Here is a 17169-nt window from a genome sequence, read left to right on the forward strand (position 1 = left end):
AGCGACCTGCCGCAGATCGGCCCGCATGCGCGCAATGACGCCTGCAATGTGCGTGGCGGGCCGGCAGCTCTGTCGCGGCTCGACGGGAAAGGGGGGCTGTGCGATGGTCCGCCGACTGGCGCCCCGGCGCTTTCGGCGCCTCTTGGCGCATTTGGCTTACGGAACATCATATGACGGATCTCGGTCTTCGCCCTCTTGTCCCGACGCTCTATCAGCTGGCCGAGAGCCCGGTCTATGACGACCGCAGTCACAGGCTGGTGTTCTGCGACATCGTCGACAATGCCGTCCACGCCGTCGATCTCGCGACTGGTGAAGATCGCGTCTGGCGCTTTCCTTCGCTCGTTGCCTCGCTTGGCCTCGCCGAAAGCGGCAAGATCGTCGTGGCGCTCAAGGACAGCGTCATTCTGTTCGATCCCGAGACCGGGACGAGCAAGACGCTCGCCTCCGTCGAGGCCGACAAGCCATCGACGCGGTTGAACGACGGCAAGGTCGGGCCGGACGGCGCGTTCTGGGTCGGCACCATCAACGAAGCGGCCGATCGAGCGCCGATTGGCGGGCTCTACCGCGTCGATGCGGCCGGCCATGTCGAACTCAAGGTCGACGGCATCAAATGCTCGAACGGCCTCGCCTTTACGGCCGATGGCCGCACCATGTTCCACACCGATACGCGCGGCCCCTGGATCGACCGCTGGGATTTCGATCCCGCGACGGGCGCGATTTCCGGCCGCACGCGGATCGCGACGCCTGATGACGCGACGGGGCGGCCCGATGGCGGGGCGGCGGATGTCGAGGGCTATTACTGGAGTTCCGGCGTCTCGGCCGCGCGCCTCAACCGCTACGCGCCGGATGGCACGCTGGTCGAGAGCTATCCGGTCCCGGCGGCGGCGCCGACCATGCCGGCCTTTGGCGGGCCCGACATGAAGACGCTCTTCGTCACCAGCCTGCGGCAGGGGCGCAGCGCCGAGCAACTGGCGCAATATCCGCTGAGCGGCAGCGTCTTCATCGGTGCGGCGCCGGTCGCGGGCGTCAAGGTCTCGCGCTTCCGCGATATCTGAGCCGTCCTGTTCGAGGGCGCGACCTCGCGACGGGCGAGCGCCCTCGGACATGAGCCGCCTAACTAAAACGGGCGCTGGCGAAACGGAGCTGAAAATAAAAAAGCAAGGCCCGTGAGAGCCTTGCTTCTTAGTTCGCGTCCTACCCCTCAAGCCGAGCTTTTCGCCCGATTGGCTTGATCGAGCTCATTAAACGAGCCCGGCGGCAGCAGCCTTACGGCGCGCCAGAGGGGTCTTCCTCCCAAGACTCAGACCGCGATGCCATTTGTTGGAACCGTGCTTGTTCGCCGGTTCCTTTCTTATGGGGACGGACGTTATCCAAGCTTCGAACGCTTGTCATCTATTTGTGCAGCCCCAGCACATTATTTTTGCGTCAGTATGACTGACGTGAATATGGAAATGACGGAATCGAGCCATAGCGAGGTTTGAACGTGCTTTATGCAGACTGCGCAGAATTGATGCAGCGGTCCGGACGTTCTGCGGCGATTGATCTCAAGCGCGCCCTTGTTTTTTCACTCGTCTATGGCTTGATGGCGGCCCATTCGACTCGTCCGGAGCCCCTGACTGATGCGCCTTTCCCGGTCCTTCCTGCCGATCCTGCGCGAAACGCCCAAAGAGGCCGAGATCGTCTCGCATCGGCTGATGCTGCGCGCGGGGCTGATACGCCAGCAAAGCGCCGGCATTTACTCCTGGCTGCCGCTCGGCAAGCGCGTGCTCGCCAATATCGAGCGAATCGTTCGCGAGGAGCAGGATCGCGCCGGCGCGATCGAGGTGTTGATGCCGACGCTGCAATCGGCCGATCTCTGGAAGGAGAGCGGGCGCTACGACGATTACGGCAAGGAGATGCTGCGCATCGAGGACCGGCACGAGCGCGCCATGCTCTACGGCCCGACGAATGAGGAGATGATCACCGACATCTTCCGCAGCTATGTGCGCTCCTACAAGGAGCTGCCGCTCAATCTCTACCATATCCAGTGGAAGTTCCGCGACGAGGTCCGCCCCCGCTTCGGCGTGATGCGCGGCCGCGAATTCCTGATGAAGGACGCCTATTCCTTCGATATCGACGAGGCGGCGGCCCGCCGCGCCTATAACCGCATGTTCGTCGCCTATCTCAGGACCTTCGACCGCCTGGGCGTCAAGGCGATCCCGATGCGCGCCGATTCCGGCCCGATCGGCGGCGATGCGACGCATGAATTCATCGTGCTGGCCGCGACGGGTGAAAGCGCCGTCTTCCTCGACAAGGCCGCGCTCGATACGCCGATCCCGCCCGCCGACGTTGATTTCGACGGCGATCTCACGCCGATCGTCGCCGCCTGGACCGAGAAATACGCCGCGACCGAGGAAATGCACGACAAGGCCGTCTTCGAGGCCCTGCCAGAAGATCAGCGCATCGAGGCGCGCGGTATCGAGGTCGGCCAGGTCTTCTATTTCGGCACGAAATATTCCGAGCCGATGGGCGCCAAGGTCACTGGCCCCGATGGTGTCGAGCACGCCGTCCATATGGGCTCCTACGGCATCGGCGTCTCGCGCCTCGTCGCCGCGATCATCGAGGCGAGCCATGACGAGGCCGGCATCATATGGCCGGAGAGCATCGCGCCCTACCGCGTCGGGCTCATCAACATGAAGGCCGGCGACGACGCGACCGACACGGTCTGCAACGCGATCTATGAGCGCCTTACGAATGCCGGAATCGAGGTCCTTTACGATGATCTCGACCAGCGCGCCGGCGCCAAGTTCGCGACGATGGACCTGATCGGCCTGCCGTGGCAGCTGATCGTCGGTCCGCGTGGATTGGCGAATGGCGAAGTCGAATTGAAGCGACGCGCCACGGGCGAACGTGAGACACTGACGATCGACGCGGCAGTGAATCGGCTCATCGCGGGCTGATCGGCTTTTGAACGGCGCGCTCGCGCCGCGGATAGGACAGGAATGGCGGAGCCGACCGGCACCAAGCCTTTTTCAGCCTTCGAATGGATGCTGGCGCTGCGCTATCTTCGCGCGCGGCGCCGCGAGACGTTCATCTCGATCATTGCCGGCTTCTCCTTCATCGGCATCATGCTGGGCGTCGCGACGCTCATCATTGTCATGGCGGTGATGAATGGCTTTCGCGGTGAGCTGATCGGCAAGATCCTCGGCATTAACGGCCATGTGATCCTGCAGCCAATCGATACGCCACTGACAGATTTCGCCGATGTGAGCGCCCGGCTTGCGATGGTGAAGGGCGTCAAGGCGGCGATCCCCTTCGTCGAGGGCCAGGTGCTGGCCTCGGGCGCCTCGGCATCGAGCGGCGCGCTGGTGCGCGGCATTCGCGCCGAGGATCTGCCGGCGATCCCCGGCGTCTCGAAGAATGTGAAGCTCGGCACGCTCGACAATTTCGACAGCGCCAATGGCGTGGCGATCGGAACGCGGCTCGCGACCTCGCTCGGCCTTTCGATCGGCGACAAGATCACGCTGGTCTCGCCGCGCGGCGCCGTGACTCCCATGGGGGTGACGCCGCGCGTGAAGGCCTATCCGATCGTGGCGATCTTCGAGATCGGCATGTCGGAATATGATTCCTCCTTCGTCTTCATGCCGTTCGCCGAGGCGCAGGCCTATTTCAACCAGGACGACAAGGCGACTGCGATCGAGATCTATCTCGACGATGCCGACCAGACCGGGGCGATGCGCGATGAGCTCGAGAAGGCTGCGGGCCGGCCTGTGCTGCTGAGCGATTGGCGCCAGAGGAACATGACGTTCTTCTCCGCGCTGGAGGTCGAGCGCAACATGATGTTCATGATTCTGACCCTGATCGTGCTGGTCGCGGCCCTCAACATCATTTCCGGCCTCACCATGCTGGTGAAGGACAAGGGCCACGACATCGCGATCCTGCGCACCATGGGCGCGACGCGCGGCGCCATCCTGCGCGTGTTCTTCATCACCGGGGCGGCGATCGGCACCGTCGGCACCTTTGTCGGCGTGATCCTCGGCATGATCGTCTGCCTCAATATCGAATCGATCCGCCAGTTCGTCTCGTGGATCACGCGGACCGAGATCTTCTCGCCCGAGCTCTATTATCTCTCGCGCCTGCCCGCCGACATGAACGCCGGCGAGACGATCTCCATCGTCGTCATGGCGCTGGTGCTGTCCTATCTCGCGACGCTCTACCCGGCATGGCGGGCCGCCAGGCTCGATCCCGTCGAGGCATTGCGATACGAATGAGCGAACAGGCGAGCACCTTGTCGAGACCCACGGCTACGAAGCGCGTTCCCGTGCTGCGCCTTGCCGGCATAGAGCGCCATTACAAGGAAGGCGCGGGGCGGCTCAACATATTGAGCGGCGCCAATCTCTCGGTCTATCCGGGCGAACTGGTCGCGCTCGTTGCGCCCTCTGGCGCCGGCAAGTCGACGCTGCTGCATGTGGCGGGCCTGCTCGAAAAGCCCGATGCCGGCGACGTCTTCATCGACGAGAAGCCGCTCGGCGAATTGAACGACGCCAACCGCACCATCATCCGCAGACTGCAGATCGGCTTCGTCTATCAGTTCCACCATCTGCTGCCGGAATTCTCGGCGCTGGAAAACGTGATGATGCCGCAACTGATCCGCGGCCTCTCCAAGGCCGAGGCGGCGAAGCGTGCGGCCGAACTGCTCTCCTATATGCGGCTCGGCGAGCGCAAGGATCACCGTCCGTCGGAGCTTTCCGGCGGCGAGCAACAGCGTGTCGCCATCGCGCGCGCGGTCGCCAATGCGCCGCGCATTCTTCTCGCCGACGAGCCGACCGGCAATCTCGATCCGACCACCGCCCATTACGTCTTCGACGCGCTCGCGGCGCTGGTGCGCGCCTCGGGACTCGCGGCGCTGATCGTCACCCACAATATGGACTTGGCGGAACGCATGGATCGCCGCATAACGCTGAACGCCGGCAAGATCGTCGAGTTCTAGGCCGACCACAAACGCCAATCCAGGAAGCATCGCATGTCGCTGACCACGCAGGACAAGCTCCTCATCGAGCAGCGCGTGACGAATGAAGGCCCGAACATCGTCGTCGCCTATCTGTTCTGGCTCTTCCTCTGGTTCGTCTCGGCGCACCGCTTCTATCTCGGACGCCCCAAATCAGCAGTGCTGCAGATCCTGAGCTATTTCATCGTGATCGGCTTCGTCTGGATCCTCGTCGACATCTTCCTGATCCCCGGCATGATCCGCGAGCGCCAGCAGCAAATTCGCGACCGTCTGGCGTTCCAGATGCTGCAGGGCTGACGCCACGGCAGGATATCCGCTGATATGGTGCGCCGGTAGAACGACGATCCGCCCAGACGTCTGAAATGGGATTGTCGTTCCTCGAAGTCGCGGTTTTCGTTTGTTAGTTTGCCCGTCCAATCTGGTCGGAGGGTTCGTCCCTCTGCTTTTCGAACGGGGACGACGATGCGCTCGATTTCGATCCTGACGGCTGCGGCCGTCTTCGCCCTCGGCGGTTTCGCCACCGCCTCGGCCGAGGAACCCACCAAGATCCTCAACGCCTCCTATGACGTGTCGCGCGAGCTCTTCGTCGCGGTCGACAAGGCCTTCGTCGAGAAATACGCCAAGGACACCGGCAAGACGGTCACGATCGACCAGTCCCATGCCGGCTCCTCGAAGCAGGCGCGCTCGATCCTGGAAGGCCTCGACGCCGACGTCGTGACCTTCAACCAGACCACCGACGTGCAGGTGCTGGCCGACAAGGGCTTCGTCGCCGCCGACTGGCAGGCCAAGTTCCCGAACCACGCCTCGCCTTATTATTCGCTGCCCGTCTTCCTCGTCCGCGCCGGCAATCCCAAGAACATCAAGGATTGGGACGATCTCGTCCGCGACGACGTCAAGCTCGTCTTCCCGAACCCCAAGACATCGGGCAATGCGCGCTACACCTATCTGGCCGCGATGGCCTATGCGAAGGAGAAGTTCGGCAACGACGACGCGAAGGTCGAGGCCTTCATGAAGAAGTTCCTGTCGAACGTCCCGGTGTTCGATACGGGCGGCCGCGCCGCCACGACGACCTTCGTCGAGCGTGAGGTCGGCGACGTGCTGATCACCTTCGAGACGGAGACCATGGGCATTCGCAAGGAGTTCGGGGACGACAAGTTCCAGACCGTCACCCCCTCCGTCAGCCTGCTGGCCGATTTCCCCGTCGCGGTTGTCGACAAGGTCGCCGACAAGCGCGGCTCGCGTCAGCTCGCCACCGACTACCTCAATTTCCTCTACACGCCGGAAGGCCAGACCATTCTGGCCGAGAACGGCAACCGGGTGCGCAACGAGGCCGTGGCGGCCAAGTTCGCCGACAGCTTCCCCAAGGTTCGTCTGGTGACGGTCGACGAGGTGTTCGGCAGCTGGGCCGACGTGACGAAGAAGCAGTTCGGCTCCGATGGCGTGCTGGATCGCCTGCTCGCCGGCACGTGACCGTCCTCGATCAAGCCATAGGCCGGCCGCTCGCCGGCCCCGCAGCGAGCGCCGTCAAGCAAGGCCGGGTCGTTCCCGGCTTTCGCCTTTCGCTGGGCGTGACGCTGGTCTATGCCGCGCTGGTCATCTGCCTGCCGCTGGCGACGCTGATCTTCGTCGGCGCCGGCCTCGGCTTTGCCGATTACTGGCAGGTCGTGACCTCGCCGCGCGCGCTGGCGAGCTATCGTGTGACGCTGCTGTCGGCGGCGCTCGCGACTGCCTTCAACACCGTCTACGGCTTCATGCTCGCTTGGGTGCTGGTGCGCTATGATTTTCCCGGCCGGCGCCTGCTCGACGCGATCGTCGATCTGCCATTCGCGCTGCCGACCGCCGTCGCCGGCATCGCGCTGACGGCATTGTTCGCGAAGAATGGCTGGTTCGGCGCGCCTCTGCTCGCGATGGGGATCAAGGTCGCCTATACGCCGATCGGCATCGCCGTCGCCATGGCCTTCACGAGCCTGCCCTTCATCGTGCGCACCTTACAGCCCGTGCTGGAGGAACTCGATTCCGCGGTCGAGGAGGCCGCGCGGACTCTCGGCGCCGGCGCGTTCACCGTCTTCCGCCGTGTCGTGCTGCCAATCCTCGTGCCTGCGCTGCTCGCCGGCGTGTCGCTCGCCTTCGCCCGCTCGCTCGGCGAATTCGGCGCGGTGATCTTCATCGCCGGCAACCAGCCCTATGTCTCCGAGATCACGGCGCTCGTCGCCTTCATCAAGATCGAGGAATATGACTATCCGGCCGCGGCGGCGATCGCGACCGTGATGCTCGGCACCGCCTTCATCATGCTCGTCGTCACCAATGCGCTGCAGGCCTATGCGCGCCGCCATGAGGGCGATCGCCGATGAGCATGGTGGCCCATTCCCCGCCGAGCGCCGGACCGGCGCGGCGCCTCGTCGATGGCCGCCGCCTGATCATCGGCATCGTCCTGCTCTTGACGGCGATCGTCATCATCGCACCGGTCGGCGTCATCCTGATCCAGGCCGGCAGCCAGGGGTTCGGCGCGTTCTTGGGCTCGCTGTCGACCTCCGATACCCGCGCCGCGATCGGGCTCAGCCTCGTCACGGCGCTGATCGTGGTGCCGATCAATACGCTGTTCGGCATCGCCGCCGCCTGGGCAATCGCCAAGTTCCGCTTCCCCGGACGCAAGCTGCTGCTCGCCATCGTCGAACTGCCCTTCTCGGTCTCGCCGATCGTCGCCGGCATTGCCTATCTGTTCGTCTATGGCGGGCAGGGGCTGCTCGGCCCGTTCCTCGACGCGCATGATCTGAAGATCATGTTCGCCCTTCCGGGCATCGTGCTGGCCTCGATGTTCGTCACCGCGCCCTTCGTCGCGCGCGAATTGATCCCGCTGATGACGCTGCAGGGCAATGACGATGAGGAGGTCGCGGCGACGCTCGGCGCGCATGGACGGCAGATCTTCTTCCGCGTGACGCTGCCCAATATTCGCTGGGGCCTGCTCTACGGCATCGTGCTCTGCAATGCCCGCGTGCTGGGCGAGTTCGGCGCCGTCTCGATCGTCTCCGGCAGCATTCGCGGCGAGACCAACACGTTGCCGCTGCAGATCGAGCTGCTCTATCACGATTACAACACCGCCGGCGCCTTCGCGGCTGCCTCGGTGCTGACGCTGGTGGCGCTCGTTACGCTGGTGGTGAAGCTGATCCTCGAGGCGCGGATCGGCGAGGGCCACTGACGCTTTTGCCGGCTGATCGTCGTCTCCCTGACGCATACGGATGCCGCAAACGGAACGGCGGCCCAAAACGGCCATAATCTCCGGCTCATCACCACGGCGGGCAGTATGCGGCGTTCGCCGTCAGGGCGTGATGATGGCGGGCGGAATCCGGACAGGTTTCCAACCCGCGAGGAGGTTGGGGAAGTCCTTTCATGACTGCCGACGCGGCACGGCCGCTCAATCCGATTCGCTTCAATTCGTCCGCCATTCCGAAGCACGATCAGTTCGATGCCTGGCGCACCTTTGTCGGCGGCGCGGCGGATATTTCGCTCGTCTCGGCGCCGGAGAGCGGCTTTGCCGCCGACCTGACGATCTGGGACCTGCAGAGCATGGCCTTCATGCGCGCGGAGCTGCCCGGCCAGGGCTATCTGCGCCGCTACCAGAACCGCCAGAAAGACCCGGTCGACCATTGGTGCCTGTTGCTGACGGGCCGATCCGAATCGACTGCAGGCGGGGCGGGGTCCTGGACGCTGCGGATGCGGCCCCTCGGCCTGCCGTTCGACCATGTCAGCGAAGACCCGGAAATGCTGCTGCTCTATGTGTGCCGGGATCTGTTCCCCGGTCTCGAGCAGGCCCTTGATTCCCTACCCGCCGATGTTCCCGATAGCGGGCTCGCCCGCATCGTCGCGGATTATATGCAGATCCTCGCCCGCAACCTGCCGCGCGTGACGGCGGCGGAGCGGGGCGCGGTGACCGAGGCGACGCGGGTCTTGCTCGCAGCCCTCGCCGCGTCGAATCCGGACGCGCTTGCCGAGGCGGAGCGGACGATCGACATGACGCTGCGCGCGCGCATCCGCCGCTATATCCGCCAGAATCTCGGCGCTCCCGATCTTTCTCCGGACGGTCTCTGCCGGGCTGTGGGCATTTCGCGTTCCCGGCTCTATCGGCTGTTCGAGGATCTGGGCGGCGTGGCCGCCTATATCCAGCGCCAGCGCCTGCTTGCAGCGCTTGCGGCGCTGTCGGAGCCCGATCCAACGCGGACGGTTTCCAGCGTCGCGCAGGCGCTCGCCTTCCGGGATCTTTCGAGCTTCAGCCGTTCGTTCAAGAACGTGTTCGGCTTCAGCCCGAGCGATGCGCGCCAGGCCGGCGCCGCCGGCCGGCCGTTGCTGCCATGGACGATGGGCGCCCTCGAACGGGAGCCCGATGATTTCGACATGCTGCTCCGGCGCCTGCAGGTCTGAGCGCGGTGTTTCCGGCCGGCAGCGTGCCTATTCCGGCACGACCTGCCAGTCGGGGCCGGGATTGAAGGCCCGGATCGCCGCAGCCGTCTTGGCCGTTGAAGGGCCGAGATTGCGCTCATAGACATTGCCGCGCTGGTCGCACAGGAACGTCATGATACCGGTCTCGCCCCATTTCTCCGGATAAGCGACGAGCGCATAGCCGGCGAGCAGGCGGCCGTTCACCATGTAGTCATAGGCGCCGCCGGGCGCCTCCGGCCCCTGGCGCGTCAGGATGCGATAGAAATAGCCCTGATAGGAACGCGGCGCGCCCTCGGCCTCGCCGGTCCTGACCGTCGCGGCCGCGATCCTGTCGCCGAGCGGACTGCGATCGGCCTGCGTCTCTGGCTCCCAGAACAGGCCGTCATGCAGCCCGGGCGTGCTGATAAAGTGCTGAGCGTATTGCTGCACCGGCTCGTCATCATGGAGGGAACCGAAATACTCGTTCTGCGCGGCGACATAATCCGCGCAGGCGGCAATGGTCAGCAGTTCGTTGCGGCCGATTTCCCGGTCCGTGACGGCCTGCCGGCCGGCGGCGAGATCGAAGGTCCAGCCCGACGGCCCCGATTTGAGCGGGATCGGGAACGACCACTGGTTCTGCCCGTAGGTCAGCAGCTTCTCCCCGTCCTTGCCGTCGATCACGGCCATGCCCCTGGAGGCGAGATCGAGAAAGGCCGAGAGGCGGTCACTGTCGACGGCGGGATCGCCGGAGGAGAGCAGGTCTTCGCCGCCCGGCCCGAAGATCTTGTCGAGCAGATGGTTGCCGGGCGCCTTGGCCGCCTCGACCAGCGCGGCGGAGGCCGCCTCGGGTGTTGGGAAGACCTGCTGCGCCAGGGCAGGGAAGGCGGCGAGCGAAAGTCCCGCCGCGATAAGGGCGCCGAGAAGCGAAGTGCGATCATTCATCATGGCCATTCTCCTCAACGCCTGCGTCCGCCGCCACCACCGCCGCCCATCTGCCGGCCGCCACCGCCGCGGTTCACGGCGGGCCTGTTGCCGCCTTGAGGCCGCGAGATCGATTGCCGGCTCGCCGCGCCGCGGTTCGACATCGCCCCGGAGGCGCGACCACCATAATCGGCGCCGCTGAAGGCGGTGTCGCGCGCCGGACGCTGCTGAGCCGCCGGTCGCTTGGCCGGGGCGGCGCTCTTCTTGGCTGCGGCAGCCTGCTTTTTCGGCGCGGCGGCCTGCTTCTTGGTCGTCACCTTGCCGCTCGTGGCCTGGCGATTGCCCGCGCCGGCCTCGGCGCGCGCACGGGCCTCGCCGCCGCCGACCTTGGCGCCGGCGCCGGCCGCGCCGAGCTTCGCGCCGCCCTCGCCACCGCCGATCCGCGGCACCGACCCGTCCGGACGGCCTGCGGCGCCGGGACGGGCGGCATTGCTGGTCCGTGAACCGGACGGCCGGTTGGCGAGCGCGGGCTTGCTGCCCTGTCCGGGACGATAGCGGTCATTGTCCGGCCGCCAGGGCCGCGTATTGCCGCTGCCTATATTGATCTCGTTGCCGATATTCACGTTGCCGCCGCCATAGCCCGGGCGATAACCGGGATAGCCGGCCCAGCGCGGCGGATAGACCCAGCCGCGATTCCAGTCCCAGGGATTGTTGACGATGGCGCCGACGGCGACCCCGACGCCGAAGCCGATCACGCCGGCCGCGAGCGCGTCGCCACTGTCGTAATAGACCGTGGCCGGATCGTAGACGGGTACGTAGATCACGCCCGGATCAGCCGGCTCGATGACGACGTAATTCGTCCCGCCCTGATCCTGGACGCTGACTTTCTGCTGCTTGGTCGTCTTGAGGCTGCCCGCCTTCTGCGCCTCGCGGCGCAGGTCCTGGATCATGCTCGCCACGTCTTCCGGCTGGTTGACGAAGGCGTCGCCGAGATCGGTCGTCAGGTCCAGATCGTCGTTCAGCTTGGCGATGATGTCGGGGAAGCGCACGAGCGCCTTGACCGAGGGATCCCAGTTCTGCGTGTCGGCGCTGGAGAAATCGCCCTTGGCGACGGCCGCCTTGTTCTTGTCGATCCAGCGCGCGGCCTGGACGATGTCGACTGGATAGGCGCAGGCGGGCAGCAATTGCGCCAGCAGCGCGTCGGGATAGAGCGCGAAGGGCGCGAGCAGCTTGCGCAGCTCCGCCTGGGTGAAAAGGTCGGCTGCGGGCGCCGCAGCGGCGGCCTGGTCGGCCGGTGCCGCGTCGACGGGCGGCGCGGTTGGAACTGCCGGCGCCGTCTGCGCCGCGGGCGGCGGTGGAGTCTCGGCCGCGCGCCCGATCGACGACATCGTCGTCAAGGATGTGGCGGCAAGCAGAAAAAGTGCCAAACCGTGCGGGCTCTTGATGTTCAGCCGGCCGTACATTGGCGTCCTCCGATAATGTTTGCTGTCATGAGGCATCGTCATGACGTTCGGAACCATCGCCAGATTAGCAGGAAAGCTTGGCGGTACGAAAGAAAGTTCAGCGGTGAAGAAAGCGCGGCATGATGGCGCCGCCGAATTCATAAACTTGTCTCGCCTCGACAAGAATAGATGTCGGCCTCAACAAGCCATGGCCTGGCGTCGCGTTCCCTCGGAACCCGTCAGTGCTGAAGGCGGTCCGTGCGGGCGGCGAGGGATTCGATGGGTGTCCGGTCTGCGACAGCGGTGGAGACCCATCCAATATCTGCCGGAGCTTAGCGGTATTAGCCGGGACTAGCCGGATGACGCCGGACGAGCCCGGATTGGGCCGCTTGCGCGCATCAGCGTGTCGGGAGTTTCCCACTATTGCCTGTCGCTGGCGGGCTGAACGCGTGCCGAAAATTGCAGAATGCAGCGAGAGGGATTGGTCCAAAGATGCGCTCATGCCGGCTTGCTTTGGGGATTGGGCGTCGGCCCGTTCGACGAGTAACCATCATCCGGGCCGCCGCCGACGTGCGACTCTTGGCGCTGCTCTGTGCTGGCCGGCACCGGCTCGACCGGCAATACGAAGACGAATTTCGCTCCGATCGGCGTGTTGGGTTCGACCCATAGCCTTCCGCCATGTGCCTCGACGATCGAACGGCAGATCGCGAGGCCCATGCCCATTCCGCTCGACTTCGTGGTGTAGAAGGGCTCGAAGACCTTCTCCGGATCAGCAAGCCCGGGGCCGAGATCGCTGATCTCGGTGTAAACCTGTTCGCCGACTCGGCGCGCGCGAATGCCGAGCGCGCGCTTGCCGTCTACGGTTTCCATTGCCTCGATAGCATTGCGGATCAAATTGATCACGACCTGCTGCAACTGGACACGGTCGAGGGCCACCGGCGGAAGCCCGGCATCGACTTCGATGTCGATGCGGATACGGCTGCGCATCGCCTCCTCGGACATCAGATTGCAGGCTTCCCGGATGAAGCCGTCGAACGCTGTCGGATGTCTGACGACGCTCGATTGCCTGAACAGCGCCCGGATGCGGCTCACAATGTCCGCGGCCCGATTGGCATCGCGAATGATCCGTTCCGCCGTAGTGACCGCGCGTTCGATGTTGGGCGGCGTGCCGGTCAGCCAGCGGTGGCAGGCATGCGAATTAGCAATGATCGCCGCAAGCGGCTGGTTCACTTCATGCGCGATCGAGGCCGAAAGCTCGGCCAGGCTGGCGGCCTGGCTGGCGCGGGACAATCGCTCGCGGGCAAGGCGGAGCGCTTCCTCGGCGTGGACCTCGCTGTCGATGTCGAGGCAGATGACGTTCCACTGCACGATGGTCCCCGCGGCGTCGCGCATCGGACCGGCCCGCGTCTCGACCCAGCGATAGACGCCGTCGAAGCGGCGCAGACGATGCCTGCGCGCATAGGGTTCGCCGGTCGTCAGTGATTGGGCGTAGCGCTCCTTGACGCCGGCAAGGTCGTCGGGATGCACGCCGGCTTCGAGCGTGCCGGCCAGGCGGGATTTGCCCGTTCCGTCGAGTTCCTCGAGATTGTAGCCGAGGAATTCGCGCAATTGCTGGCTTCGATAGACGGGTTCGCCGTTGGGTGCTGCGCAATCGATCATGGCTGGCAGCGTCTCGACGAGTTGCCAAAGGAAACGCTCGCGTTCACGAAGCGCCTCCTGTGCGCGCATCTCGTCCTCGATGTCGATGGAAACGATGTACCACTGCACGATCGCGCCGGCTGGATCTCGCAAGGCTTGCGCTCGCGCTTCGATCCATCGGTAGAGACCGTCGCTGCACAACCGGCGAAAGCGATTGACGAAAGGCTCGCCCGTCGCAAAGCCGCTCAAGGCTCTGCGCAGCATGACCGGCAGGTCTTCAGGGTGCGCTATCTCCCGGGCGAGCGCCTCGAAGTCCTCCACGCGGGGCGCTCCGACCGTGTCGTGATAGCGTCGGCTGGCATAGGTGAGCCGGCCCGAGGGGGCAAAACTGAGAATGTTGATCGGCAGCGTGTCGATCATCTGCTCAAGCTGCTGCTTGCTCTGGTGCAGTGCCTCTTCTGCGCGCTTTCGTTCCGTCAGGTCCAGGATATAGGCGACGCCCCGCTGGGACTGCCCTTCGAAGCACGCCGCGCCGATCAGGACGGGAACGCGCGTCCCATCCTTTCGGAAGTACTCCTTCTCGCGAGCCAGCATCTTGCCCGTCCTCGCGAGTTCTTCGGCCTCTTCCTGGGCGTGAACCTCTTGCCAATCGGGCGGAGTCATATCGAACCAGTTTATCCCGCGCTCCACGTCCTCGCGGTCGTAGCGAACCATCTTGAGAAAGGCATCGTTGGCATCGATGAGCGTTCCATCCAGATCCCAAATCACGATGCCGATGATGTCGGAATCGACCAGTCGCCGTATCCGAGCCTCACGCTCCGCAACGTCGCTGTAGAGACGCGTCTGTTCGTCGATATCGTGGCAGAAACCGAACCACTGGACGATGTCGCCGCGTTCGTCGCGCAGTGGATCGGCGCCCGCGTCCATCCACCGGTAGACGCCGTCCGCACGGCGCAGCCGGAATTTCATCGAGAAGCGCTCGCCGGCCGCAATTGAGTGCTCGAACGCCGCGCTGACCTTGGCAGCGTCGTCAGAGTGAACCGAGTTTTCGATGAGCCCGGCGAGTCGATCGGTTTGTGGCTGATCGGCGTCGGACACGTCGTAGCCCAAAAACTCTGCGAGGCGTCGATTGAAGAAGTTTGGCTTGCCGCCGGCCGTCAGCCGCCAGAGATAGCTCGGCACCATATTGATCAGATGCGAAAGCTCTCCTTCCCGTCGACGGAGCGCCAGCTCTGTGGCCACCATGTCGTCGATGTCGACATTGGCCCCGTACCAGCGGATGATGCGGCCTGTTTCGTCGCGAAGCGGCTCCGCACGCCCCTCTGTCCAGCGATAGGTTCCGTCCCACCGCAAGTTGCGAAACTTCAGCTCGAACGGCTCGCCAGTGGCGAAGGAATGGCTGAGTGCGCCGAACAGGGCCTCCCTGTCCTCCGGATGCACAATCTTGTCGATCGCGCTCGGCAGTCCGCCTTCGGCCTCGAAGTCGCCGAGCTTGAGGCCGATATAGTTCGCCATGGTCTTGTTGATATAGGCGGGCTCACCTCCCGGTGTGACGCACCAGATCTGGACCGGCACTGTATCAATCAGATGCTGGAGCTCGCGCTTCCCAAGACGGATCGACTCCTCCGCACGGATCTGGTCGTCGATGTCGTGAGAAAGGCCGTACCACTGGACGATATGCCCGGCCTCGTCGCGTAGCGGCTCCGCGCGGCTTGACATCCAGCGATATTGGCCATCGGAGCGCCGCAGGCGGCAGTTCAGCGAGAAGGTCTCGCCATTCGCCAGCGAGTCGCGGAGCGCCGCACTCACCCGCTCGACATCGTCGGGATGGACGATGACGCCGATCAGTTCGGACAGTCGACCGTCATTTGGCCGGTCGAGATCATCCACATCCAGGCCAATGAAATCGATCATGCGCCGATTGAAGAAGTTCGGTTCGCCCCGCTGGTCCAGGCGCCAGACATGGCTCGGTATCATGTAGACGAGCTGGGAGAGCTCACGCTCGCTGCGTTGCAGCGCCTGCTCCGCCTTCATTTGATCATCAATGTCGTGGCAGAGAGCGTACCATTGTACGATATTGCCTGCCTGATCACGCAACGGCTCGGCGCGACTGGACATCCATCGATAGACTCCGTCGGCGCGACGCAAGCGATAGCGCAGGGAGAATGGCTCGCCGGACATCAAGCTGTGCATCAACGCATCGCGGAGCGCCGGAGCATCCTCGGGATGCGCTGCTGCGATCAGAGCGTCGAGCCGCGCCCGGCCCGACGGGCCGAAATCCTCCAGCGTCATTCCGAGATAGTCGATCATGCGCTGGTTGAGAAAAGTCGGCTCGCCCTCGGCCGTCAGGCACCACAAATGGCTCGGAACCATGTTGACGAGCTGTGACAGCTCGCGTTCGCGTTCGCGCAAAGCGGCTTCGGTCCGCTTGTAGACATCGATATCGAGCGAGATGCCATACCAGCCCGTGAGCCGTCCCTGGCTGTCATGTGTCGGACGAGCGCCGACGCGATGCCAGACATAGTCGCCATTGGCGCGCAGGATGCGGTATTCCACATTCCACGCCGTTCCCGTCCGGAGCCCGTGGCGAAATTCGGTTGCCATCTGCTCATAGTCATCCGGATGGACGGTCCGCTTCCAGCCCTGCTCTCCACCGTCAATGAAGTCAGCTCCGCCCGTCGATCGATTGAGATCGTCGAGCGTCATGCCGATGGACGTCTGAGTCGTGGGGGTCGCGTAGGTGAACAGGCCACGCGCATCCAGCGCCCAGGCGCCGCCATAGAGGTTCTCGATGATCCGCGCCGCGCGCACGGCTTCCGCCGTTTCGCCGATCGACGGCGCGGTGGTCCAAGGCTGGTCCTGCATCGCCACCGCGACGCCCGGCTCGACGCTCGCGCCATATGGCGGCTCGATACGCAATTCGGTCCAGCGGTAGCTGCCATCGGGCTGCCGTTGCCGATAGGACGTGACCTGCGGAACGCCGTGGAAGAAGGCTCGTGCCGAAGCCTGGTCGACCGACGATCGGTCGTGGGGATGAACGAGCGCCATGTCCGGCGCTGTATTCGTGCGCGGCGCGGAGGTGCCGTTGGCCGGCCTGACCACGTCGCCCGCCGCATTGCCGTCGAGTACCGTCCCATACCATCCGATGATCCGGGCGCTGCCGTCACGGAGCGGCTGGCCGGAACTCTTCGACCAGACATAGGAGCCGGTCGGCCGCAGCATGCGATGTTCGCAAACATAGCGCTCGCCGGTCTGGAGGGCATGGCGCCATGCGGCGGCGGCGGCGAGATAGTCGTCGGGGTGGATGACGTGCTTCCACCCGAAGCTGGCTCCATCCGGGGGCTCGTTCAACGTCGCGAGCGTGAGGTCGAGATAGTCCAGAGCAGCCGGCGTCACATAGATGAAGCGGCCATGAGGATCGGTCGCCCAGGCGTTTCCGACCACGCCTTCGACGATCCTCGCTGCTTGCAGGATCTCGGCGTCAGATGCACCAGCCATGCTTGTCATGGGCCGTTCCCTCGGGGAGTGCCGCCAATGTGTTCGCTCCGACCTGCCCGCGGTCGACTGGCCTCGCACCCCTGCCTGCTTGAAAGGTACAATCCGATGAAGGGGCTGTCATCCCATGGAAATCCTTGGGTCCCCCGGCATCCGGAGGTCGCTTCGGAGGATCACCCGTGCTGCCGGTTGACCCGAGCGGCCGTCTCGGACCGGCCGGGCGCGCGATCGTGTGGCTGCGGCAGGAACCCATGGATTTCCCGCAGATGCGGC

At 64.8% G+C, this 17169-nt stretch carries 12 protein-coding genes; 9 read left to right on the forward strand and 3 right to left on the reverse strand.

Annotated features, from left to right (window positions below):
• Positions 1–170 precede the first annotated feature (170 nt).
• The 9 genes from QO014_RS01630 (at position 171) to QO014_RS01670 (ending at position 9403) form a co-directional block, all read left to right on the forward strand.
• A complete protein-coding gene (locus QO014_RS01630; RefSeq protein ID WP_266346904.1) occupies positions 171–1055 on the forward strand; it encodes an SMP-30/gluconolactonase/LRE family protein in 885 nt (294 codons plus the stop codon).
• 564 nt (positions 1056–1619) lie between these two features.
• Entirely contained in the window at positions 1620–2939 is a 1320-nt protein-coding gene (gene proS / locus QO014_RS01635; RefSeq protein ID WP_266346905.1) for a proline--tRNA ligase, read from the forward strand.
• A gap of 42 nt (positions 2940–2981) precedes the next feature.
• Positions 2982–4250: a lipoprotein-releasing ABC transporter permease subunit gene (locus QO014_RS01640; RefSeq protein WP_266346906.1), complete on the forward strand. Its 1269-nt coding sequence runs from the start codon at positions 2982–2984 to the stop codon at positions 4248–4250.
• A complete protein-coding gene (locus QO014_RS01645; protein WP_266346907.1) occupies positions 4247–4969 on the forward strand; it encodes an ABC transporter ATP-binding protein in 723 nt (240 codons plus the stop codon). Before QO014_RS01640 ends, QO014_RS01645 begins: the two co-directional genes overlap by 4 nt.
• Positions 4970–5002: 33 nt before the next feature.
• The gene (locus QO014_RS01650) at positions 5003–5284 is read left to right on the forward strand and encodes a TM2 domain-containing protein (RefSeq protein ID WP_266346908.1); all 282 of its coding nucleotides are present in this window, start codon (positions 5003–5005) and stop codon (positions 5282–5284) included.
• A 165-nt stretch (positions 5285–5449) separates the two neighbouring features.
• On the forward strand, positions 5450–6457 hold the full coding sequence (gene cysP, locus QO014_RS01655; protein ID WP_266346909.1) for a thiosulfate ABC transporter substrate-binding protein CysP: 1008 nt from the start codon (positions 5450–5452) through the stop codon (positions 6455–6457).
• Positions 6458–6474: 17 nt separating this feature from the next.
• Positions 6475–7338 (forward strand): sulfate ABC transporter permease subunit CysT, encoded by an 864-nt coding sequence (gene cysT / locus QO014_RS01660; RefSeq protein ID WP_266347759.1) that lies wholly within the window; start codon positions 6475–6477, stop codon positions 7336–7338.
• Between the two features lie 2 nt (positions 7339–7340).
• Entirely contained in the window at positions 7341–8183 is an 843-nt protein-coding gene (gene cysW, locus QO014_RS01665; protein WP_266347760.1) for a sulfate ABC transporter permease subunit CysW, read from the forward strand.
• A gap of 191 nt (positions 8184–8374) precedes the next feature.
• A complete protein-coding gene (locus QO014_RS01670; RefSeq protein WP_266346910.1) occupies positions 8375–9403 on the forward strand; it encodes a helix-turn-helix domain-containing protein in 1029 nt (342 codons plus the stop codon).
• 27 nt (positions 9404–9430) lie between these two features.
• Here QO014_RS01670 and QO014_RS01675 read toward each other — a convergent pair whose 3' ends face one another.
• The 3 genes from QO014_RS01675 to QO014_RS01685 all read right to left on the reverse strand — a co-directional run bounded on the left by QO014_RS01675 (position 9431) and on the right by QO014_RS01685 (position 16977).
• On the reverse strand, positions 9431–10345 hold the full coding sequence (locus QO014_RS01675; RefSeq protein ID WP_266346911.1) for a DUF2950 domain-containing protein: 915 nt from the start codon (positions 10343–10345) through the stop codon (positions 9431–9433).
• 11 nt (positions 10346–10356) lie between these two features.
• Complete coding sequence (locus tag QO014_RS01680) at positions 10357–11748, reverse strand: DUF3300 domain-containing protein (RefSeq protein WP_266346912.1); 1392 nt, start codon at positions 11746–11748, stop codon at positions 10357–10359.
• 513 nt (positions 11749–12261) lie between these two features.
• Positions 12262–16977 carry a PAS domain-containing protein gene (locus QO014_RS01685; protein WP_266346913.1) on the reverse strand — a complete coding sequence of 1572 codons (4716 nt, stop codon included), beginning with the start codon at positions 16975–16977 and terminating at the stop codon, positions 12262–12264.
• Between the last annotated feature and the right edge of the window lie 192 nt (positions 16978–17169).

It is taken from the genome of Kaistia dalseonensis, assembly GCF_030814715.1.
GTDB classification, from domain to species: domain Bacteria; phylum Pseudomonadota; class Alphaproteobacteria; order Rhizobiales; family Kaistiaceae; genus Kaistia; species Kaistia dalseonensis.